22 protein-coding genes are annotated in these 23,114 nt (G+C 53.5%); 5 read left to right on the forward strand and 17 right to left on the reverse strand.

Annotated features, from left to right (window positions below; translation table 11 throughout):
• A partial coding sequence (locus IE090_RS17850) for a transposase (protein WP_229815737.1) occupies positions 1–368 on the forward strand: 368 nt, incomplete at its 5' end.
• Positions 369–541: 173 nt separating this feature from the next.
• Here the strand turns inward: IE090_RS17850 and IE090_RS11590 are convergent.
• From IE090_RS11590 to IE090_RS11645, 12 genes are all read right to left on the reverse strand, one after another.
• Positions 542–1,363 (reverse strand): hypothetical protein, encoded by an 822-nt coding sequence (locus IE090_RS11590; protein ID WP_189388550.1) that lies wholly within the window; start codon positions 1,361–1,363, stop codon positions 542–544.
• Between the two features lie 304 nt (positions 1,364–1,667).
• Complete coding sequence (locus tag IE090_RS11595) at positions 1,668–2,231, reverse strand: hypothetical protein (protein ID WP_189388551.1); 564 nt, start codon at positions 2,229–2,231, stop codon at positions 1,668–1,670.
• A gap of 145 nt (positions 2,232–2,376) precedes the next feature.
• Entirely contained in the window at positions 2,377–3,180 is an 804-nt protein-coding gene (locus tag IE090_RS11600) for a hypothetical protein (RefSeq protein WP_189388552.1), read from the reverse strand.
• Positions 3,181–4,084: 904 nt separating this feature from the next.
• Positions 4,085–4,486 (reverse strand): hypothetical protein, encoded by a 402-nt coding sequence (locus IE090_RS11605; protein ID WP_189388553.1) that lies wholly within the window; start codon positions 4,484–4,486, stop codon positions 4,085–4,087.
• A 1-nt stretch (position 4,487) separates the two neighbouring features.
• The gene (locus IE090_RS11610; protein ID WP_189388554.1) at positions 4,488–5,402 is read right to left on the reverse strand and encodes an immunity 49 family protein; all 915 of its coding nucleotides are present in this window, start codon (positions 5,400–5,402) and stop codon (positions 4,488–4,490) included.
• Positions 5,403–5,411: 9 nt separating this feature from the next.
• On the reverse strand, positions 5,412–6,107 hold the full coding sequence (locus IE090_RS11615) for a hypothetical protein (protein ID WP_189388555.1): 696 nt from the start codon (positions 6,105–6,107) through the stop codon (positions 5,412–5,414).
• A 273-nt stretch (positions 6,108–6,380) separates the two neighbouring features.
• Positions 6,381–7,295 carry a porin gene (locus tag IE090_RS11620; protein ID WP_189388556.1) on the reverse strand — a complete coding sequence of 305 codons (915 nt, stop codon included), beginning with the start codon at positions 7,293–7,295 and terminating at the stop codon, positions 6,381–6,383.
• A gap of 225 nt (positions 7,296–7,520) precedes the next feature.
• Positions 7,521–8,249, reverse strand: a complete 729-nt coding sequence (phoU, locus tag IE090_RS11625) for a phosphate signaling complex protein PhoU (RefSeq protein ID WP_189388557.1) — start codon at positions 8,247–8,249, stop codon at positions 7,521–7,523.
• A gap of 10 nt (positions 8,250–8,259) precedes the next feature.
• Complete coding sequence (gene pstB / locus IE090_RS11630; RefSeq protein WP_189388558.1) at positions 8,260–9,063, reverse strand: phosphate ABC transporter ATP-binding protein PstB; 804 nt, start codon at positions 9,061–9,063, stop codon at positions 8,260–8,262.
• A 39-nt stretch (positions 9,064–9,102) separates the two neighbouring features.
• Positions 9,103–10,371, reverse strand: coding sequence for a phosphate ABC transporter permease PstA (pstA, locus tag IE090_RS11635; RefSeq protein ID WP_189388559.1), 1,269 nt, complete (start codon positions 10,369–10,371; stop codon positions 9,103–9,105).
• A complete protein-coding gene (gene pstC, locus IE090_RS11640) occupies positions 10,364–11,737 on the reverse strand; it encodes a phosphate ABC transporter permease subunit PstC (RefSeq protein ID WP_189388560.1) in 1,374 nt (457 codons plus the stop codon). The genes pstA and pstC overlap by 8 nt, the downstream gene beginning before the upstream one ends.
• A gap of 168 nt (positions 11,738–11,905) precedes the next feature.
• The gene (locus IE090_RS11645; protein WP_189388561.1) at positions 11,906–12,949 is read right to left on the reverse strand and encodes a PstS family phosphate ABC transporter substrate-binding protein; all 1,044 of its coding nucleotides are present in this window, start codon (positions 12,947–12,949) and stop codon (positions 11,906–11,908) included.
• Between the two features lie 292 nt (positions 12,950–13,241).
• Here IE090_RS11645 and IE090_RS11650 point away from each other — a divergent pair, with 292 nt between their 5' ends.
• From IE090_RS11650 to IE090_RS11660, 3 genes are all read left to right on the forward strand, one after another.
• Complete coding sequence (locus IE090_RS11650) at positions 13,242–13,637, forward strand: acyl-CoA thioesterase (protein WP_189388562.1); 396 nt, start codon at positions 13,242–13,244, stop codon at positions 13,635–13,637.
• A gap of 144 nt (positions 13,638–13,781) precedes the next feature.
• The gene (locus IE090_RS11655) at positions 13,782–14,501 is read left to right on the forward strand and encodes a YebC/PmpR family DNA-binding transcriptional regulator (RefSeq protein WP_189388615.1); all 720 of its coding nucleotides are present in this window, start codon (positions 13,782–13,784) and stop codon (positions 14,499–14,501) included.
• A 70-nt stretch (positions 14,502–14,571) separates the two neighbouring features.
• Positions 14,572–16,416, forward strand: a complete 1,845-nt coding sequence (locus IE090_RS11660; protein ID WP_189388563.1) for a choice-of-anchor I family protein — start codon at positions 14,572–14,574, stop codon at positions 16,414–16,416.
• Between the two features lie 16 nt (positions 16,417–16,432).
• Here the strand turns inward: IE090_RS11660 and aroE are convergent, their stop codons facing one another.
• The 5 genes from aroE to IE090_RS11685 form a co-directional block, all read right to left on the reverse strand.
• A complete protein-coding gene (gene aroE, locus IE090_RS11665; RefSeq protein WP_189388564.1) occupies positions 16,433–17,254 on the reverse strand; it encodes a shikimate dehydrogenase in 822 nt (273 codons plus the stop codon).
• A gap of 9 nt (positions 17,255–17,263) precedes the next feature.
• Positions 17,264–18,208 (reverse strand): oxygen-dependent coproporphyrinogen oxidase, encoded by a 945-nt coding sequence (gene hemF, locus IE090_RS11670; protein ID WP_189388565.1) that lies wholly within the window; start codon positions 18,206–18,208, stop codon positions 17,264–17,266.
• Between the two features lie 9 nt (positions 18,209–18,217).
• Entirely contained in the window at positions 18,218–18,784 is a 567-nt protein-coding gene (gene tsaC / locus IE090_RS11675; RefSeq protein ID WP_189388566.1) for an L-threonylcarbamoyladenylate synthase type 1 TsaC, read from the reverse strand.
• Positions 18,785–18,873: 89 nt separating this feature from the next.
• Positions 18,874–19,572, reverse strand: coding sequence for a response regulator transcription factor (locus IE090_RS11680; protein ID WP_189388567.1), 699 nt, complete (start codon positions 19,570–19,572; stop codon positions 18,874–18,876).
• The gene (locus IE090_RS11685; RefSeq protein ID WP_189388568.1) at positions 19,532–21,640 is read right to left on the reverse strand and encodes a hybrid sensor histidine kinase/response regulator; all 2,109 of its coding nucleotides are present in this window, start codon (positions 21,638–21,640) and stop codon (positions 19,532–19,534) included. The genes IE090_RS11680 and IE090_RS11685 overlap by 41 nt, the downstream gene beginning before the upstream one ends.
• A 351-nt stretch (positions 21,641–21,991) precedes the next feature.
• Here IE090_RS11685 and IE090_RS11690 point away from each other — a divergent pair, with 351 nt between their 5' ends.
• Positions 21,992–23,113, forward strand: coding sequence for a hypothetical protein (locus IE090_RS11690; RefSeq protein WP_189388569.1), 1,122 nt, complete (start codon positions 21,992–21,994; stop codon positions 23,111–23,113).
• The last annotated feature ends 1 nt before the right edge of the window (position 23,114 follow it).

The raw sequence follows: 23,114 nt of genomic DNA on the forward strand, positions 1-23,114 counted from the left end.
CGACAGCCAATGTTCATGATATTGCCGCCAGTCAGCACCTGCTTCACGGAGGAGAGCAACGAGTATTGGGTGACTCCGGATATCTCGGCATTCAGAAACGAGAAGAGCACTCCTCAAAGGAAAATATTGATTGGCTGATCAACTGCCGGCATAAAAAGCGGCAGCAATACACAGAGGAAAGCGCGGAATATCAGTTTGAAAAAGTGAAATCACAACTGCGCTCTAAAGTGGAGCATGTTTTCAGTCGCATTAAAAATCAATTCGGTTACAGCAAAGTGCGTTATCGCGGATTGAAGAAGAATACCAACCGTTTGTATTTGCTAGCAGGTTTTACCAACCTGCTGAGAGTGAAATCGACCCTAAACTAGGGCGAGTGCGCCCAAAATCTGCAGAAATGCAGTTTTTGGGCAAAAATAAGGCCCGAATAAGGGCCTAGGCCATGGGAATTGGCAGCCTTTCCCAACTTTTTCTGATTTCCTGGTTAGGTTCGGCGAGTTCAGGTGAAAATCAGAGGTGCCTTAGAAAACCCGTGACAATATACTTAAGGATTGGCATATTTTTCACACTCTTCACGCGATACATCTCCATACTTTTTCGATTGGGTTGCATACCAACTAAGGAACTGATTGTGAGATTCTTTCCTTTCATCTGTATTAACCACAAATGACTGTATGCTCGAACGATAGTCATTGCCCTTGTGATACGGCGTACCCGAGTAATCAAAAAAACATGAGATCATTTTCTGGTATTCATTCTTTGCATGTGTTAACTGCTTTAGATCTTCGGTACCGGCTACCTCCATCCTCTTTTGAAGACCATAAGCTGTCCATAAGCTCGCCCGATAAAGCTGAAAACTCTCGCCATATAGTTCATATAAGCCATGTTCCACTTCATCGCGGACACCATTGTCATCGGTATCAACGCCTTCGATGGTTTCGCGGGCAGCAAAGAACTTTGGCTTAGGCGGCAGTTTTTGCGCGTCGATTTCTTTAATGGTCAGGGTATGACGGCTGGTATCGCTGGCGACTAATTCCACCTGGGTATCTTCCACCACGTCTTGGCTGTGCAGCGTTAGCTGGCCTTGCTCGTTTTTAACCAGCTCCAGCGGTGCATCGTCAGTGTCGACGATCCAGCTGACTGGGCGATGGTTAATATGGGTGGGCAATAGCAGTTGGCTGCGCTCATCCATACTGGCTGGCACTGTGCTTTCTTGCTCAGTGTTGGTGTCGGGTTCGGGTGTGACTTCCACCCTGTCGTTATTGGGTGAATCATTGGAATCGCCCGATGAGCCGCTGCCACCGCAGGCGGCTAATAATGTGCTGAGGGCGGCCAAGGTCACCCAGTGAGTGATGTACGTTTTCATGGTTTGATCCTCAAGATTGGGTTAAACGCTGCTCGGCCACTTGCCTTCCTTGAGGTTACCCCTCGCGCCGGGCGGGCTAGCTCCCTTTGTTATTCATGCTGTGGTACTGAGTTGGGGTCAGAGCTTAAGCTCTGACCCCGTATCTACGTTTTCTTTTTCGTCAAGCCCTATGCCCTCCTTGAGGGTATCCCTCATGCCGGGCGGGCGAGCTCCCTGATTTGCTAATGCTGTGGTCGCCGCAACGCCAACTCAGGCGGACTGCTAAGGCGCAGAAAACCTAGGCGCTAAACCGAAAAATGAGATATTAGGCTGGCTCACTGACTTTGCCCATTTTAACGGCAGCCACATAAGGCAAAAACTCAGGGTTACGCTTTTGTAGCGCTTCAAAAATAGCATTGGCACGCAAGCCACCGTAACCGTGGCCAATCAGAATGACCCTATGGCCGGCAATAATATCGGCTTCTACTTGCTCAACCCCCTCTTGTAGCTGCTCACGTTGGCGTTCGATGGTTTTTCGCATTTCGCTACGAATGACGTAGCCCATTTCATCGCTAATATCACGACTAAAGCCCGCTTCTGGCTCGGTTAAAATACCGTTGTTGGTGCCCGCTCGATAGATATCCACGGCTTGGCGATTGGTAATGCCGTTATTATAAAAGTTGATCACATTATCGACATGAGGGTCGATGGCTGTGCCAGCAGCAGCACTGTCTCGCTCCAATACCTTTTCAGCAATAGCCAAAGCCAGACCGTCGTATTCAGAGCTGCCGGGGCCGGTATAAGAGTTGGAGGAAGGGAGTTCATCAATGACTATATTGTCGTCACGCAGAAAGTCAGTTTTACGAACCTCATCAAGTATAATCTCCACAGCACTTGGATCTGTGTATGTCGTGGGTAAATAGTATACCTTAGTTAGAGGAGCGTCACTATCGGAGTCACCCTCAACAACAGGACAGTAGTTCTCTGAATGTGAAAACGATGCCAAAACACTCAGAGATAACGCAAGATATTTATTAAGGTTTTGCATATTTCTCACACTCATCCTTTGACATTGCAACGGCTTTTCTTGACTTCATCGAAACCCATTGGGAGTACTGAGAATAGGCATTTTTTCTTTCATCTGTATTCACAACAAATGAACGCACACTCACTAAGTAATCGATCATTTCATGAGAGCGAGCTCCAGAAAAACCAGAGAAGCAAGAGACCATTTCCATGGATTTATCCTTCACTCTCATCAGCCTTTTCATGTCACCCGAGCTTGCTGCCTCCATCTTTTCCTGCAGCTGATAGGCCGTCCATAATGTCGCACGATAAAGCTGAAACTTATCGCCATATAGCTCATATAAGCCATGCTCCACTTCATCGCGTACACCATTGCCATCGGTATCAATGCCTTCGATGGTTTCGCGGGCAGCAAAGAACTTTGGCTTAGGCGGCAGTTTTTGCGCGTCGATTTCTTTAATGGTGAGGGTATGGCGGCTGGTATCGCTGGCGATTAATTCCACCTGGGTGTCTTCCACCACGTCTTGGCTGTGCAGCGTTAACTGGCCTTGCTCGTTTTTAACCAGCTCCAGCGGTGCATCGTCAGTGTCGACGATCCAGCTTACTGGGCGATGGTTAATATGGGTGGGCAATAGCAGTTGGCTGCGCTCATCCATACTGGCTGGCACTGTGCTTTCTTGCTCAGTGTTGGTGTCGGGTTCGGGTGTGACTTCCACGGTGCTGGAATCGCCCGATGAGCCGCTGCCACCGCAGGCAGCCAGCAAGGTACTGAGGGCGGCCAAGGTCACCCAGTGAGTGATGTGCGTTTTCATGGTTTGATCCTCAAGATTGGGAACCTCTAAATAGCTCTGCGCGAGTGCAGCAGGCTTTTATAACAAGGCGGCGATGGCAGTATATGGCAATTAATCGGCGCCGACGGATTTTTGAGATACGGCTTTATTTCCGCCAAGCCCTATGCCCTCCTTGAGGGATCTTATCCCTCACGCCGGGCGGGCGAACTCCCTGCTCTGCGCTGCACAGGCCGTTATCCCTGAGTTGCCAATGCTGTGGTCGCCACAACGCCAACAGCCTGCATCCCGGCAGGATGTTGGCTGGTGCTGCCATCCAGGCAGCCCCTGCGGGCACAGCCATTGCCAACTCAGGCGGCCTGCTAAGGCGCGGAAAACCAAGGCGCTAAACCGAGATATAAAAAATCATCTCGCACTTTGCCGCGTCAAAGTCTCCAGTCATTAACATCACTCTCGCAACGCCAAATCGGCCTGAGATGGCGCCGCCAACCAGTGAAGGCGACCAAGCTGGGCAGCAGGGATGCTGGCCAAGCAAACGGGGCGCGGGATTCGCCCTGTTTGTGCGCGCTCCGTCGCCAAACTGGTTGGTGGTCTAGCCACGCCATCTTGGCCGGGAGCGGGATTGTTAAGGGGGGCGGCCCCCCTTAACTGAAAAGCCCGTGCGTAGCCGGGCGAATCATTGCGATATTGAGTTTACCTCCATTTTCAGAAGCATAAACTTGGTGTCCTTCGTGGTTCGCGAACAAGGTAATTGTTAACGCTAAGCCTATGCCCGGCAGGATGTTGGCTGGTGCTGCCGTCCGGGCAGCCTCTGCGGGCACAGCCATTGCCAACTCAGGCGGCCTGCTAAGGCGCGAAAAACCTAGGCGCTAAACCGAGAGTTTAAGTATCAACATCCGGTTTGGTGATACTTAAAAACTCGATCCCCCTATTTGCTGGCTTTGCGCCGATGGAAACTGACAAACTCGCGGTTAATTTCGTTTAAACCCACTGCAATGTCGTCGAGATGGCTGGTTAAATACTCAGCCACGGCGTCTTTGTTAGGGTTGAAGCGCTGAATATTAAGCTTGTACAGCTCGTACACCGCCGGTGCCAATTGCTGCAAAATCAGCGTTGGGCTTTCGGCTTTAAGCATGTAGTGCAAATACAAATTAATGTGCTGCATTTTCTCTTCGAGGCTAGCGCTGTTTAATAACGCCAGCTCATCGGCGGCGGAGTTCAGCGCGGTTAAGCGCTCGCTTACCAGCTCGGCGTCCAGCTGCTCGGGCGAGCGACTGTCGGCGTACCAGTAGTCGGCGAAATAGTTGGGGAAACGTTGCATTATGCTCATATTATTTCTCCAATGGATTGCGTGTGCGCACGGGGAAATTAAGCCGCAAGCTGTCGTCGGCCAACGGCGGTAGCTGTGACCAATCCTGATGTTCCACCAACCACTGAGGGATATAGCGGTTTTCAACCGTCACGCGATAACCCAAGCGGTCGTAGGCCAAGGCTGCTAGGCCCATTAGAGGTAATGATAATGCCGTATCTGGCGTCGCGATATCTGGGTCTTTGCTGTATTTTTTCTGGTGCTTATGCAGGGCGTTTTCGATTGCCTGATTAAATCTCACCTCGCCTTCTTCAAAGGCAATGGTGGCAATCACATCGATGATGGGAAGATAAATCAGCTCGACCGTATCGGCCCATGTACCCAAGCGCGACAAAGTGGTTGGGCTATATTGGGCTTCCAGCAAGGCATTACGAATATCTTGCTGCAGATGCAGTTTACGATACAAAGCAGCGATACTGGTAAAAACTGAATCATCGTAGGGCGTGACTGAGCGCACGACTCTAAAGTCCATTCCCATCAAAAAATCAATGGCCTTTTGATTGCGCGTAACCCAGGCGGTTTGCAGTGCTCTAAACCACTTTACCGCATCAGCAGCTTCACCGTCAGAATCTCCGTACACGGCGTGCAGGGTTTCATCGAGCTCAAAATCAAACAGCTCACCGTTATACAATGGACATTGCAACCAACCGAGAGAAAGCTGCTGCAAACGGCGCATAATATAATAGGTAGTTTCTTTACCAGGGTTGATATAGCACTCATAGGCTAAATACTGTTGATAATCACCGATCGTTCCGGGAAGCCAGTTGCGCAAAGGCAAAGAATTTTTTTCATAAAATTCAGCAAGGTCATCGATATCCTCTGTTAACAATGGGAGTATCAACTCATGCTTTTCTTTTGTTAAAACTGCTGAAATCATAACAAAACCTCACTTAATTTTAAATTCATCGACTTTGTACTGCCCAGTCAGTGAGCCATCTTTTGTTAATGGTTGACGAACAGCAGTATACCGAATATTACCCCGCCTATTTGCCTTCTTAAGTTCTTTAACAAAAGAGTTTTCACTGCCTAGTTTGGCCTCATAGTTGGCAATAATATCATCCATATACTCCTTCGTACCTTGCTGAGCCCGACTGTCTTTATTTTTACCATACTTCAACTTTCGCGAGCCCAGCTGGCTATTGCCGCCCTTGGCTTCCACAATCACTAGATTGCCGTCTTTATCGCGGTAGACCATATCAAAGGTGCCTTGCTTGCCATTGCCCATCAAGTCGTTGGGCAAATCCACTTCTTCATAACCCAGGTTGTTGAAGTGTTTGCGGGCCACGGCTTCACCGATTTTTTCGGACTGGGCGATGCGTTTCTTTTGCAGCTCCGCTACCTTGTCCAACTCACCGTTTTTATAGCGCTGATCGATAAGCATGTTTAGGCGTTCACGATGCCTTTCAAGCCGATCTAACTCTGGATCCCTGATATCATTCACAGAGATCTTTTGTGTATCGATGGGGCGTGCCGCAAAGTCGATATTATCGGTGATTTCAAAGATTTCGACCTTGCCATCTTCACCAATGCGGTGGCCCAACTTGGGGGTATCGGGCGAGGCATGGCGGCGCACAATGCGCAAGCCGTCTTCAAAGAAAACGTAGATACCGGCTCAGAGCTTAAGCGATGGCCCGCGCTAGGCACAGGTTTTCCCGCCTTAGCAGGCGGCTTGTCCGTCGTGTGTTTTTGCTTGCTGGAAGTGTCTAAGCTGCAGTGATGTGCAGAGGATAATATGAGCGCGCAGCGATAAAACCAGCCCCCGGTTTTATCGACTTATTTTTTGAAGCTCTGCTGTTGGGAAGTTATCTAAGCAACAGCGATCACATGGCTGTGATCGCTGCTCAGCAGTGTGGCCTTAGAACTTATATTCCAGACCCAAGCCTGCGTAGCTGGCGTCTTTGCTGTCGTCATCCGCGCTTTCGTCGGTGTAGAACAGCTTGGCTTTGGCGCCTTTGCCCAGGCTGTAGTCAGCGCCGACGCTGTAGGTGGTCATGCCTTCAGCGACAATGTCGGACTGGCCATACTGCGCTTTTAACGCCACGCCGCCATCCAGCTTATACGCCAGCGATGCAACCCAGCCATCGGCTTCGATGTCATCGGCTTCTTGCTGTTCCCACAAGGCTCCAACCTGTAACCCCGCCAGTTTCGCTTGGGCTACGACACGGGTCGCGTCGATGCCTTCCGCTTCAACGTCGGTGTCGCGCGCTACGCCTACGTACACAGGGCCATGGTTATAGTTCAGGGCCACCGAGGTGCCGTCGTTCACGTCTGGGTCTTCGGAGCTGATGTAATCCACGGCCAACTGCAAACCAACCAAGCGTGGGCTGGTGTACATGACGCTGTCGCCCATGCGGTTGTCGCTGTTGGTAATGGCGCTTTTGATGTCGCCTTCTAGGTCATTGAACTGATCGACTTTGTTTTGCAGCTTTTTCAGCGGCGTATCGAAGGTACCAATGATCAACTGGCCAGCATCGCCTTGCAGACCAATAAAGGTATTACGTTGGGAGAAGTCGCCACCTTTGGTATCGGGCGTGGTTTGATATTCAACCTGATAGATGGCTTCGATGCCGTGCTTGAGCTGGCCCTTGCCTTTTAAACCCAAACGCGAGGCATTGCTGCTGACTTCGGTGTAATCACCTTTGCTGTCATCGTTTGCCTGTACCGTCAAATTCAGCTTGCCGTAGAAGTCCGGCATTTGAATTTCAATCGTGTCTGCCGCTTGGGCCGTCAAAGGTGCCGCCAGGGCCAACCACAACGCATGTTTTTTCATCGCATTTCCGCCAAAAAGTGAGTATTACGTTTGGGTGACAATCATGTTGCAGAAAGATTGCAGTTTTATGACAAGCTCTGCCGACATGACAGTTTTATTGCAAATTTATGTCGACTGACCAACCATCTGCTATCAACCTTAGCAGCCTCTCCCAAAGGCATAAAAAAACGGCGCTTCGGTTGGCCGAAACGCCGCTTTCTTATTCAGCAAGAGAGCCTATCAATATCAGGCATTGCCGCTGTCGTCTTTCTGCGCCTGCTCTTCCATTTCGGCCAATGGCGTATGGCGCACATCGGTACCGCTCACTAGGTAGATCACTTGCTCAGAGATATTACGGGCATGGTCACCAATGCGCTCAAGGGCGCGCAGTATCCACAGGATATTGATGGCCTGAGAAATGGAGCGCGGGTCTTCCATCATGTAGGTAATCAGCTCGCGCAGGGCCGCAGCGTATTGCTTGTCGACCAGCTTGTCGTTGCGTACCACTTCGATGGCGCCCTCAACGTCGGCACGGGCAAAGGCATCCAGTGCGCCGGCGATCATTTTGACCACTTCCGCCCCCATGTATCGCAATGACTGCTGGCAAATTTGCGAGTTGCTGGCATCCGCTACTTCTAGGGTGTGAATGGCGATTTTGCAGGCTTCATCACCGATGCGCTCTAAGTCGCGTACCACCCGCGACACCGCCAATACCATGCGCAAATCTGAGGCGGCGGGCTGGCGTCTAACCAGAATCTGGGTGCATTCGTGGTCGATGGTCACTTCCATGTTGTCGACCTCGTCCTCGCGGCGGATGATGTCATCGGCACCACTGGTATCGCCGCCACAAATCGCTTCGATGGCTGCGGATACCTGACGCTCGACTAGGCCACCCATACCCATCATGTGGTTGCGGATGGCCTCCAGATCAGCATTAAACTGACCAGAAATATGCTGATTGAAGTTCATGTCCATAATTCAGTCCTTAGCCGAAGCGGCCAGTAATGTAGGCTTCGGTGAGTGAGTGCTCGGGCGTGGTAAACACTTGGTCCGTCGGATTCACTTCAATCAGCTGGCCCATGTGGAAATAAGCCGTGCGCTGCGATACCCGCGCCGCTTGCTGCATGGAGTGAGTCACGATGGCGATGGTGTAGTTTTCACGCAGTTCGTCGATCAACTCTTCAATTTTAGCCGTTGCAATCGGATCCAGCGCGGAGCAAGGCTCATCCATCAAGATCACTTCAGGATCTACGGCAATGGTACGGGCAATGCATAAGCGCTGCTGCTGACCACCCGATAAGCCGGTGCCGGGTGAGTGCAAACGGTCTTTGACCTCGTTCCACAAGCCGGCGCGTTGCAGGCTGCGCTCGACGATTTCATCCAACTCTACACGTGACTGCGCCAAACCGTGAATGCGAGGGCCGTAGGCGATGTTGTCATAAATCGACTTGGGGAACGGGTTAGGCTTCTGGAACACCATGCCGACCCGAGCACGCAAGGGCACGACGTCGACCTTGGGGTCGTAGATGTTTTCTTCATCCAGCAGGATATCGCCTTCAATGCGGCAGATATCAATGGTGTCGTTCATACGGTTCAGGCAACGCAAAAAGGTCGATTTACCACAGCCCGATGGGCCAATCAGGGCGATCACCTCATTGGCGCCAATGTCGAAACTGACGTCATAAATGGCCTGCTTGTCGCCATAAAACACATCCACATTGCGAGCCTGGAGCTTAGGCGCCTCAGAAAAGGCCTGACCGTTGGTTGTATGATTTTCAATAATGCTCATGTTGGTACCTAACTAAATCTTGGTAGCCTGGTCGGCCGCTTACCAGCGGCGCTCCAGTTTGCGACGCAACCACACGGCCGCGGCATTCATGGTAATGAGGAAGCACAGCAGCACGATGATGGCGCCGGAGGTACGTTCGGTGAAGGCCGCTTCGGAGCCGTTCGACCACAGGTAAATCTGTACCGGCAGTACCGTCGATGGATCGGTAATAAAGCCCGGTACATCCACCACAAAGGCAATCATACCAATCATCAACAATGGCGCGGTTTCGCCCAAGGCTTGGGCCATACCAATGATGGTACCGGTCAACATGCCCGGCAATGCCAGCGGCAGCACATGATGGAACACCACCTGCATTTTCGACGCACCCAAACCATAAGCCGCCTCGCGAATCGACGGTGGCACGGCTTTGATGGCAGCCCGGCTAGAAATAATGATGGTCGGTAAGGTCATTAAGGTGAGCACCAAGCCCCCTACCAACGGCGTCGAACGCGCAACGCCGAACAGGTTGATAAAGATCGCCAAACCAAGCAAGCCGAAGGTGATCGACGGCACCGCGGCTAGGTTGTTGATGTTGATTTCAACAAACTCGGTAATCTTGTTGCGCGGGGCAAACTCTTCCAAATAGATGGCCGCGGCAATACCAATCGGGAACGACAGCAAGAAAGTCACCATCAAGGTCAGGAAGGTGCCGGTAATGGCACCGCGAATGCCCGCCAGTTCAGGCTCACTGGAGTCACCATTGGTGAAAAACAGCGTGTTGAAGTTGGTGTGCAAACGTCCTTCATCCGCCCATTGATTGAGCCAACCTAGCTGCGTTTCGTTCAGTACTGGGTGGGCACTGTGACCACGATAGTGCTTAAACCATTGGTCGACATCATCGTCCATCAGCAAGGCGACATTAACCGTTTGCCCTACCAGCGACGGGTCTTCCAGTACCATTTTTTGCAGCTGCCAACTCGCGCCAGCACTGATTAAGCTAAACAGCTGGCGACGATCACGGCGCTCAGGCTGCACCTCGCGATCAAAATGACGCTTCACCAAACCGTCGAAGTTGGCCAGTTTAATCGCACTGTCATCGGCTTGGCTGTCGATACCGAGGTAATCGCCATCCAGTTCGATGCTGACATCCATCACGGTTTGCTCAAACGCCGATACGCCGTTTCTGAGAATGTCGGTAAACAAAATCACCAAACACAAAAGGCCAAAGACCACCGAAGCAACACCGTAAGCACGGAAACGAGACTCCGACGCACGGCGGCGCTTCATGCTGCGCTCGACTTTTTCTCGGGTAGTTAAATTAGTCATATTGCTCCCGGTATTTCTGCACCACTTTCAGAGCGATAAAGTTCAGCGTCAATGTCACTAGGAACAGCACCAGTCCCAGAGCGAAGGCCGCCAGTGTCTTCGGTGAATCGAACTCTTGGTCACCGACCAGCAAGGTGACGATTTGCACCGTTACCGTGGTCACCGAGTCGAGCGGATTAGCCGTCAGGTTGGCGGCCAGACCAGCGGCCATGGCGACGATCATGGTTTCACCAATGGCACGCGATACCGCCAGCATCACGGCGCCAACAATACCGGGCAGCGCCGCAGGAATGATCACCTGGCGCACGGTTTCACTGCGCGTCGCACCTAGGCCGTAGCTGCCATCGCGCAGCGATTGCGGCACCGCATTGATGACGTCATCCGACAGCGACGACACAAAAGGAATGATCATAATGCCCATTACCAGACCAGCGGCCAGGGCACTTTCCGAAGAAACGTCGAGGCCCATGCTCACACCGATGTCTCGCACCATCGGCGCTACGGTCAAGACGGCAAAGAAGCCATACACCACGGTCGGAATACCGGCCAAAACTTCCAGCGCAGGCTTGGCGTATTTGCGCACCGTTGGTGTGGCGTATTCGGACAAATAAATCGCCGACATCAACCCCACCGGCACGGCAATGGACATGGCAATTAAGGAGATCAGCAAGGTACCGGTAAACAGCGGCACCGCACCAAAGCTGCCAGACGAACCGGATTGATCCTCTCGCAACGCCACCTGCGGCGACCAAGTGGTGCCGAACAGGAACTCAAATACGTTTACTTTCTGGAAGAAGGCCCAAGCTTCGTACAATACCGACGCCAGAATGCCGAAGGTCGTTAATACCGCAATGCCCGAGCTGGTAAACAGCAGCACGCTGACAATGCGCTCGACCTCGGTGCGAGCACGCAGCGATGGGCGCAAGCGGCGCCAGCTCAGTCCCAACCCGAGCAACGCGATGACCAGTGCGCCACCCATATGCAGGACGCGGTTGCGCTGCTCTAAGGCCAGTAAGTGCTCAACGGCGGGCTGCAATGATGCATCAGCGGCCAGGCCAGCGCCTTGGGCCAGGTTATGGACCTTGCTCAGCGCTAACTGAATTTCAATGTCCGTGCCCTGTTGAATGGCGGCTGGCAGCTGTTTGACCAGCAAGGCATCGACCACAGGCCCTTGTAAAATACTCCACAACAGCAACAGCAGAACGGCGGGTAGGCCGGTCCACAGTGCCATTAAAGCGCCATAGTGAGTCGGTAGCGAATGCAACGAACCGCCGGCACTGGCCAGCGCTCGCGCACGATTCCGCCCTAGCAGGTAGGCCCCGCCGAACAGAATCACGATCGCAATGAGTAAGCTACTGTAATTCATGGTATTGGGTTTGCTTCCTGGTCAGCCCGCCGGCGACCCGTTGTCGTTTGTGCCACTAAGGTGGCGTTAAGGCAGTGCACCAACCACCGGCAGGCGCACCGGCCGGGGTTTTAACGCACAAAGCCGAGGCGATGCCTCGGCTTTTTTGTCGGCTTATGTCAATAAGCGTCAGTTAGCCGCCAAGGTTTTCAGCGCTTTTACGTTTGCACGCACAGTCGCCATTTCAGCCGGCTTCATTGGAATCATGCCTTTTTCTGCTAAGTAGCCATACTCACCCATGGCGCGCTCAGACATAAATTCTGCCAAGTACTCTTCGATGCCAGGGATCACGTCGATGTGTGCTTTTTTAACGTAGAAGTAGAGAGAGCGGCTGACTGGATACTCACCACTGGAAATGTTTTCAAACGTCGGCTCTTTGCCATTGATCAGAGAACCTTGCACCTTATCGGCATTTTGCTCAAGGAAGCTAAAGCCAAAGATGCCCAGCGCCGCCGGGTTAGTCACCAGCTTCTGCACGATCAGGTTATCGTTTTCACCCGCTTCAATGTATGCGCCGTCCTCACGCATGCCATGACAAACGGCTTTGTACTTGTTCTTGTCGGCTTTTTTCATCGCCTTGATAAATGGGAACTGCTTGCAACCACCTTCCATCGCCAGCTCTACGAAAGCGTCGCGAGTGCCCGATGTTGGCGGTGGGCCCAGCACTTCGATTTCACGTGCTGGCAGTGCTGGATTGACGTCTTTCCAGGTTTTGTACGGGTTTTCTACCAGGGTGTCGCTGCCATCCGGGTTAGGAATGTTTTTGGCCAGCGCCAAGAAGATGTCTTTGGTGGTCAGCTCAACGCGCTCGGCTTCCGCCGCGTTGGCCAGCACGATGCCGTCATAACCGGCTTTAACTTCGATGATGTCATCCACACCATTTTTAGCGCACAGCTCAATTTCTGACTGTTTGATCGCACGCGAAGCATTGGTAATGTCTGGGGTTGAGCCGCCGACACCGGAGCAAAACAGCTTCAGGCCGCCGCCAGAACCGGTAGATTCCACTTTTGGCGTTGGGAAGCTGGTCGATTTACCAAAGCGCTCTGCCACCACAATCGAGAATGGATATACCGTCGACGAGCCGACGATGCTGATGTAGTCACGCTCGGCGTGAGCCTGACTGCCAAATACAGACGCAACCACGGCGGCGCCAGTTAACAAAGCTTTTTTCATCACAGTGTCCTTAAAAGGGTTAGCCGGTGTTCCGGGTTCAGCATTTCGATGGCGGCCATTATTTGGGCGTAATGTTACAAAAACATGACAAGGGCACTTTTTGTGACAGTTTGATGTCAGTTGCATGACACCCCAAGACCGCCATGCGTCAGCAATTGACGCTATGGTAAAGCCACAACACGGCCTCAATTGAGCAACGTGTGATTTAGTGCAACATACCGCTAAAGTTGACTGTACAGGCTCAGCAAAAGCAGTACACTCTGCGCCAAACAACAACAAGCTCGAGTACCGCATGAATGCCGTTGACGATAACCAACCCACACCGGATGGCGAGTTAACCCTCCGCCTGATTCCCTCACGCTGTGACGCCAATAGCCATGGTGATATCAGTGGTGGTTGGGTCGTGGCACAAATGGATCTGGCTGCTGAAAGTGTTGCCAGCCAAGTCGCCAAAGGCCGCATTGCCACCGTGGCATTGGAGCAGGTGGCTTTTATGTCGCCCATTCGTATCGGTGCCGCAGTATGCTTTTACACCCGCTTAATCGACATTGGCACCTCCTCCATTCGCATTGGCATTGAGGTGTGGTCACGCAACCCCAAAGAGGACCATCGTCGCAAAGTGGTGGACGCCGAGTTTGTTTATGTCGCCATTGATGAGAGCGGCAGAATCCGCCGAGTACCGCGCTGACAACCTCGCTCTCATGGCCAACAGCCGTTACAATCATCGGCTTTACGAGCCTCTGTGGCTGTATGCGCTAGCGACAAACAGCGTTACCGTCCGGCTATCAGCCCAGAAGCCTCTTTATTTACCGATCAAACAAAGACGATTCCCATGGGCAGAGCGTATCAAAACCGTAAAGAATCCATGGCCAAAACGGCCGCGGCAAAAACCAAGGTCTACTCCAAGTACGGCCGTGAAATCTACGTAACGGCCAAAGCCGGCGGCACCGATCCCAGCGGCAACCTAGCTTTACGCAGCCTGATCGATCGCGCCAAAAAAGACCAAGTGCCATCCCACGTGATCGACAAGGCGCTGGATAAAGCCTCCGGCGCCGGTGGCGAAGACTTTCAACCAGCACTGTACGAAGGCATTGGCCCCGGTGGTGTGATGGTGCTGATCAGTGCCTTAACCGACAATGGCAATCGCACCTTTGGTGAAATTCGCGGCGTGTTCTCTAAGTGCAAAGCCAAACTCGGCACACAGGGCTCGGTCTCTCATATGTTCGACCACCGCGCCATGTTCGTATTTGCCGGCGACGATGAAGAAACAGCACTGGAAACCTTGATGATGGCGGATGTGGATGTCGCTGACATTGACTGTGAAGACGGCATGATCACAGTGCTAGTGCCACCGACTGAGTTTTTCAAAACCAAAACCGCATTGTTAGAAATGGACGACAGCCTCGACTTTGAGGTGCAGGAGATCACCTACCTGCCGACCATGGAGCACCCGATCAGCGGCGACGATGCCGAGCAGTTCGAGCGCTTTGTTGGCCTGCTGAATGACCTAGAAGACGTGCAGGAAATCTACCACAACGGCCAGTTTGACTAGCCACATCAAAAAACTGTCATAGTTATCAGCTAGCCTTCGACACCCTATTTTTGGTGCCAGAGAGATAACTATGACCAATTGGACTCGCACTGCCCTAATGGTTGCCATGGGGGCCACCTTGGCAGCCTGTGGCAGTGACAATGACAGCTCCCACGACACGGCTTTAGAGCAACTCAACATTCAATGCCAAGCGCCGCAGCCGGCTGGCAACTTGGACGGTGACCTCAAGCTGCAAGTGGTAGGCAGCTATGTCTCTGATAATGATTTTGACAGTGCTGCCGCTGAAATCGTCAGCTATGACGCCTGCTCTGACCGTCTGTATGTCGTTAACGCCAACGAAAAAACCGTAGACGTGCTGACGCTGCCAGCCAACGAGGGGGCGCCGCAAAAAAGTGGCCAAATTGATTTAAGCAGTGCAGCCGCCGATGCTGGCATCGCTATCGGCGCAGCCAACAGCGTATCTGCACGCCAAGGGCTGGTGGCCGTTGCCATCGAAGCCGCCAACAAACAACAACCTGGACTGCTGGCACTTTATCGCAGCGATACGCTAGACCTCATCGCGACCTACAGCGCCGGCGCATTGCCAGATATGGTGACGCTATCAGACGATGCCCGCTACTTGCTGAGCGCCAATGAGGGGGAACCTAGCAGCGATTATCAGCACGACCCAGAAGGCTCCGTCACCATCGTCGATTTGCAACAGGGCTTCAGTGCGCCCAACGCGACTGTTCACCAAGTAGACTTTCGCGCCTTTAATCATGGCGCCAGCCGCCATGACGAACTAGACGGCGACGTGCGCCTAACAGGCCCAGAGGGTACCAGTGTGGCGCAAGATTTAGAGCCGGAATATCTGACCCTAGCCGCTAATGGCAAAGCCTATGTCACCCTTCAAGAAAACAATGCGGTGGCCATTATTGATGTTGCCAGCGCGACGGTTGATGCCATTCGAGGGCTGGGCCTGAAGTCTTGGTCATCGACCAGTGGCAACCAACTTGACCCATCGAACAAAGATTCTGGGCCAGGTCAATTTGCCAGCTATGACCTGCTGGCCGGCCTATATATGCCAGATACCATCACCAGCCTACGCATTGATGGCGAAGACTACTTGCTAACGGCGAATGAGGGCGATGGCCGCGAATATGTTTATCAAGCTACTCAGGCCCAATGCGACCAAGCTGGCCACCAGTGGGATGGCGATGCCTTTCAGCCTGGCGGTGCCGATGAAAATGAAGACAAGTACCAGAGCGAGCAAGACGACTGCATCGCTTTTACTGACGAAGCCCGCGGTGATGACATAGCTGAACGCGTCGCTGCAGATCATCCACTTAAGGCAGCGCTGGCGGATAAAAGCCTGCTCGGCCGACTCAAGTTTGTCACCGACCAGCCTCAGATTGCTGCTGATGAGCCATTAATGACCTTTGGTGCGCGCTCATTTTCAATTTGGAACAGTGCCGGTGAGCTGGTCTTCGATAGTGGCGATGCATTCGCGAAAACAGTGTACGCTGCTGCCCCCGACCATTTTAATGCCACCAATGACAATAACCTGCAAACCGAAACTGCGGATAATCGCAGCGATGACAAAGGCACCGAGCCGGAAGCCATTGAAGTGGCCCAAATCGGTGACCGCAGCCTAGCTTTCATCGGTTTGGAGCGCCAAGGGGGAATTTTAATGTACGACATCAGCAACCCCGCCACACCACAGTTGTTGGAGTACGTTAATCATCGCAACTTTAGTGAGCCCGTTTGTACTGAGGTCGATGACGAGGGCGACTGCAACAACGACCGCTATAATCCAAATGCCGGCGACTTAGGGCCAGAGTCGATTGAATACTTTAATCGTGCTGGTCAACACTGGTTGGCTGTCGGCAACGAAGTCAGCGGCACCACCACTCTGTATCGCTTGGTTTCACAATAACTGCACCCGAGCAGCGCTATTTCAGCGCTGCTCGCAGCTGTTTAATAACCGGACGGGTGTCAGGGCGAACCTGACGCCATAAGGTAAATGCCTCTGCCGCCTGTTCGACTAACATGCCTAAGCCATCCAGTACGATGGTTGCTCCCTGGGTCATGGCCCATTGGTTAAACACCGTCGCATCCGCGGCATACATCATGTCGTAGCAAACGCTGTGACCAGCGACAATATCATCGCTCAGCGGTGGCACATCGCCGCTCAAGCTGGCCGAAGTGCCGTTAATGATGACGTCAAACTCACCCGCCACATCGGCAAAACCACACCCGCGAACCGGCCCCAAATCGGCAAAATCGGCTGCCAGCGCTTGCGCCTTTGCCACGGTGCGATTGGCGATGACCAGCTCCGATGGTTGCTGCTCTAGCAGCGGCTGCAACACGCCACGCACAGCGCCGCCAGCGCCCAGCACCAACATGCGCTTGCCACTGAGCTCAAGGCCATGATTGCGGGTCATGTCAGTGAGTAGGCCGACGCCATCGGTGTTGTCCGCCAGAATCTGACCGTCGTCCTGCATGACCAGCGTATTGACCGCCTGGGCTCGCTGCGCCCGTTCGGTGTGCACATCGGCGTAGCGAAAGGCGTTTTCTTTAAACGGCACCGTGATGTTGAGGCCTTTGCCTTCACGGCGAAAGAACTGCTTAACCGCATCGTCAAAGCCGTCCTCAGGCACCAACATGGCGGTGTAAATCAGCCCTTCGCCCGTTTGCTCGGCAAAGGCGGCATGAATCTGCGGAGACTTGCTGTGGGCGATGGGGTTGCCCATCACCGCGTATAAATCGGCCATCCTTCGTCCTTAAACCCAATCTTTGTGAGGCAAAAAATCTGTGTAGAGGCGCGCTTCCCAAGAGCCTGGCTCTGGCTGCCAATCGTAATCCCAGTGCGCCACCGGCGGCATCGACATCAAAATCGACTCGGTACGGCCACCGCTTTGCAGGCCAAAGATGGTGCCGCGATCAAACACCAGGTTGAACTCAACGTAACGCCCACGGCGATAGCACTGAAACTTGCGCTCGCGCTCGCCATATTCATGGGCTTTGCGACGCGCCAAAATCGGTAGGTAGGCATCGATGTAGCCGTCGCCGACGGCGCGCATAAAGGCAAAGCTGCGGTCAAAATCAGGCTCGCCCTCATCCCAACGGTTAAGGTCATCAAAAAACAAGCCGCCCACGCCACGGGTTTCGTTGCGATGCTTGAGGAAGAAGTATTCATCACACCAGCGCTTGTAACGCGGGTACACCTCCTCACCAAACGGCTGACACAGGTCTTTCGCCGTCTGGTGCCAGTGCACCACATCCTCCTCAAACGGATAAAACGGCGTTAAGTCAAAGCCACCGCCAAACCACCACACGGGCTCCTCGCCGTCTTTTTCTGCCACAAATAAGCGCACGTTGGCATGCGAGGTGGGTACATACGGGTTGTGTGGATGGATCACCAACGACACCCCCAAGGCCTGAAAGCTGCGTCCCGCCAGTTCAGGCCGTGATGCGGTCGCCGAGGCTGGCAACTGCGCACCGCGCACATGAGAGAAGTTCACGCCGCCCTTTTCAATCACCTGGCCGCCCGCCAGCACTCGGGTACGTCCACCACCGGTCAGGCCGCTGGCACTGTCGCCTGGCTGGCGCTGCCAATCATCGTGAATAAACTGGGCCGCGCCGTCTTCGGCCTCTAGCGCCGCGCAAATGCGGTCCTGCAGATCCAGTAAATAGGTTTTTACCGCAGCGACATCGCACTGACTCATGACAACTCCTTAGCGCACACGCCGGCCATCCAGCGTGCGAATTTCAGATGGAAGAATGCGCCCGCCGACATCGCCGTGGGCATAGGTCACCGCCGTGCCAAAATACTGTTGCACCTGCGCCAGTGTGCGAGCCGGCGCTTCACCGGCAGGATTGGCGGAGGTCGAAACCAATGGGCCTAGCTGGCGGCATAACTGCTGCACGACGGGGTGAGCACTGACGCGCACGGCCAAGGTGTCGTGTTCACCACGCAGCCAACGCGAGACGTCAGGCTGGCACGGCAATGCCCAAGTGACTGGGCCAGGCCAGCTGGCCAATACCCGAGCTTCATCCGCGGCCGCTAACGGCAGCAACCATGGCTGTAATTGAGAAAAGTCCGCCGCCACAACCACCAAGCCTTTTTGCCAGGGCCGTTGTTTAAGCCGCAGTAAACGCTGCAGCGCAGCATCGTTGTTGGGGTTACAGCCTAGGCCCCATACCGCTTCGGTGGGGTAGGCGAGCAGCGCAGCCGCGTTAAAGCTGGCCTGCAATTGAATAAGATCAAGGCCTGTCGGCCCGGGCGGTGGTTTGTTTTTCATGCCTGTGCAATCGCAACTCAATGGCCGAACCCTAACCGATGGCAGGCATTGTCACAAGTCGCCAATGTATGCTGCAGTGGTGCAGCCCATTAATCGCTGACCAGCATGTAACCCTGACCGCGATACGCGACAATGCGATTGCTGTGCACGCCATCGATGGTGAGCTTGCGCCGCAAACGGCTGATCAATACGTCCATGGCGCGGCGACGCTTCCAAGCATCATCGCCCTGCGGGCCGTACAGGCAATGCAGCAGTTGTTCGCGCGTCACCAGCTGACCCTGACTGGCCAGCAGCCGCAGCAGCAGATTCAGCTCCTGCTCACCTAAAAAAACCTGCTCGCCGTTTTTGCTTAGCTCGCGTGTTTCGACATCCAAATTAAAACCGAGAAAATGAATGCCATCCTCAGGCTCAGGCGTCGGTAAGCGCCGCAGCAAGGCATTAATGCGCAGCAGTAGCTCGTCAAAGTTAACCGGTTTGCAGACGTAATCGTCGGCGCCAGCACTTAGGCCCCGAATGCGATCCTGGTCGGCATCATGTACGGAGATTAAGATGGTGCCTATTTCTCCCTGCACTTCGCGCAGCAAGCTGATGGATTCACCGTCTGGTAGAGAAACGTCGGAAATCAACAACTGCGGCGGATACTGGCGCAAGCTACGGCGCGCCTCCTCCAAACTGGTAACACAGCGCACACTAAAGTCTTGTTGCTCCAGAAAACGCGCCAGCGATTGCTGCAGAATGAGATCATCCTCAAGCAATAGGATTTGCGTCGGTGCTGTCTGATGCGGCAAAGGTATGCTCCCTGAGGCGTTCGATGCTGAACTGCAGCAGCCGCTGCAAATGGTGACGTTGCCATGATTGTATCGGGCCTGACTGATCAAGCAAATTTAGAGCCAAAGTCATAAGGCGAGCAAGCCCCAAACTGCTGCTCTGGCTGGCAATTTTGTGTAACCGTGAACGTTCGTCCTCGCTGTCTGCGGTCAATGGCAGGCACCCCTGCAGCGCCGCTAACGCTTGTTCTAATTGCTGTGGCCAGATATCTGCCGGAATGTAGCGCTGGCTCTGCTGCAGTACAGTCAAGTCGACAATGGGTTGTTCAACTTGCTGCTGCAGCGGCCGTAGTGCCGCAGCCAAAGCTGGCAAGGTCAAAGGTTTGGTCAGTGTCGTTGATAAACCAGCTTGCTGCAGCTGCTGCTGTCGGACCGGGCTGTTGTCGGCGGTAAAGGGGATGACCGCGATATGGCGCTGCTCCTGTTGCAGCCAAGGTAGCAAACTGAGCCCATCCCCGTCGGGAAGATTCATATCGAGAATGATGACGTCGATGTAATGGCTACGACAGTACTGGCGTGCTTCCGTTAGGCTGCCAACGCTGCTGACCCAATGGCCCAATTGCTGTAGCTGACCGGTAAGCAAATCACGGTTGAGCACCACATCTTCCACCACCAATACCGCCAGCGGTTCGTACAGCGGCACTTCAAACTCAACTTCAGGTTGATCGACATGCGGCAAGCGCAACGTAAAGCTAAAGCGGCTGCCTTTCCCCAGTTGACTGTCGCATTGCAAGCGGCTACCTAACTGGCGCAGCCATTGCTGCGTCAGCGTCAGGCCTAGGCCCGCACCGTCACTGCCACGTACATCCTCGGCCCGAGTAAAGGGCTGCAGCAAGCGCTGCATATCGGTTGTTGCAATGCCTTTGCCGGTATCCATCACGGCAAACTCAACTTTATGCTGCTCTTGTGCCTTCACACTTAGCACCACTTCGCCTTGCTCTGTGTATTTAATGGCATTGCTGATTAAGTTGGTAAGCACCTGACGCAATCGCACGCTGTCGATTTGCCGACATCCCAGAGAGTGGGGACAATCCAGCTTAAGCCGCACGTTTGGACGTTGCACTAACGGCTGTAAGCCCGCCAACAAACAACGCAGCCAGTTATCTAACACCACGGCTTGTTGAGCGGAGCGCGCTTCGGAGTGCTCCTGCTCCGATTGCACCAGAACCTCACGCGCCAGCTGCGACAGGTTCATCGCATGATCGATAATAGCGCTGCAGTCTTGACGGATACCGGGCTCAGGACGGCGCAGCTGCATGCCTTCGGCAATGCCGGCGATGGCATTGAGGGGAGTTCTGAGTTCATGGCTTAGCGTCGCCAAAAAGCGACTTTTGATACCGGCATTGTGCTGTGCCTGGCGCTGCAGTAACTGCAACTCCAGTTGGCGGTCTTCCTGCAGTAATAAGGCGTAACTGAGCACCAATCCATAAGCGACGAAGTAACCCACGCTAGAGACCGCCAAGTTAATCAGTCGCCCTTCCATAATGGAGTCGAAGGTGGTGTCTGTCAGCACCCCTAGCAAGCGAGCCAACATGATGAGTACCATCATGGCCGACATAGCGAGCAGTAGGTTAACGCCATAGCGACCGCTGCGCAGACCAAAACGCCGCCATACAACAATCGCCGCCACGGAGTACACGACGATGTACATCAGGCTGTAAATGATAATGCGAGCGCGGGTGTCGTAGTCCACCCAAGTGAAGAAATTGAACGGCACACTCACACATAAAAATACCAGCAACACAAAGCGCCAGACACGCCGCCAGCTGATGCCGCTGTAGAGCATGATGCCAGTGAGGGTAAGAATGCTCCACAGCATCAGGCAGTGGTTAGCAAAGGTCACCCCCCACCAAATATATCCTTCTAGCTGCAGCGGTAGCAGCAAGGGCCCCATAGGCAAGCAAATCGACGCCAGCAGCCAAGGGCGCATGGCCGGTTGATGGCGATTAAGCAGGTACAAAGGCCACAAAAAGACGGCACAGGCAATCGACATCATGGCAAAAGCCTGATAGTGAAATGCGGGCCCCATTCTCTCTCCCCTCGCAGCAACGCTGGTTGCTCTGACCATATAGGTCAAAAAAACGTCACCTCATTAAGACGTGTTGCGCCAAGTCATGGACAACGGCGGATGTTACACAAGGTAACACTATTTCAATGGGATTAGACCCGATGCGTGCAATAATCCAGCTGAATAAAAGTCATATGGGCCGTATTTGTCTAGTACTTTACCCCAAATAAACGACATTTTTTTGACTTAATAACCTTGGCATTTTCCGACAACAAATCGCCATTGAGCAGTAAAGGCGGTCGACCCAACTCAGGTAAACCTCTGATGCGCTCACAATTCTCGCAACCCTTTTCATCAAGGTCGTTATTCGCTATGGAATCTGCAGACGTAAGTGCCCCTACCCCGATTGCGCATGACTCACTCCATCGATTGACCGATGTGCTCATTCGACGCGGTGATTTGGCCAGTCTGGAGCCTGCTGCCGTTGCCGTGCTGTTGGCGGTGCGCTATGCCGTTCAGCAACAGCCAGATCAGGATTACTGCCCACAGCCAGAGACCCTAAGCGAGCTAACAGGTATGGATGAGGCACTTATTCGCCAAGGATTGGAAGGGCTCTACCGCCACGGCTATTTAAACAGCGAGAGCTATTGGCGAGACGGCGAGTCTCATACTCGCTATCGCGTCCGTGAGCGCCAGCTGTTGATTGATGAACAAGGGGAGGTCAACGGTGAATTGAGCTGGGATTTAAACAACCCGTCACAATTATTCGGGCTGCATGAGTTCCGCAATTTGCTGGCCAGTGGCAGTCTTGGCAACGCCAAGGTTGTGCATATCGAGCGCTTACAGCTCAATATTAGCAGCACCCGTGATGACGGTGTCAGCGTATTCAGTCAGCCCAGTGCCGAAGATGAGCAAAATGTCGTGCAACCGCTGAATTCGGCCACTCAACGCATCTTGGAAGACTTTCAACAAGCACAGCAGTCACTTGGACAAACAGCAGAGGTTGTGGCCACGGAATCGCTCGCAATGCCGGAGTCAGATGAAGCATCCGTCAGTGCACATAAGCGCCATGCTGAAGCCGATACCGACAGCGACGAACTCGGCAACGAGTTTAAGGGCATTTATCAGCAATACGTTGCTCGCCTACACCAAGAGTTTTCACATGCTTTGCAGGCGGCAGAGCAGGCCTTGCAGGATGCCTATCACTTAAAAATTGAACATCAGCAGTCTCAACCACGCCAACCCATTGGCCTTGGGCTACTCCTTCACGGTGGGCGTTGGTCGCGTGAACTGCAGCAATGGCAACAAGAACAACTGCAGCTGGATAACAACTACGACACCAGCTTGGCCGAAAAGCAGCGCCTGATGGCGGCCTTGATTCCCGGCACGCAGGGTGAGCTGCCGCTCTACATTCAGGAAGCACTGGAGCAAATCCAGCAGGATCACCCCCATTTACGCCAGTTAGCACAGCAAAAACTGCACATGACACTCTGAT

This window comes from Bacterioplanes sanyensis (genome assembly GCF_014652515.1).
Classification (GTDB): Bacteria; Pseudomonadota; Gammaproteobacteria; order Pseudomonadales; family Oceanobacteraceae; genus Bacterioplanes; species Bacterioplanes sanyensis.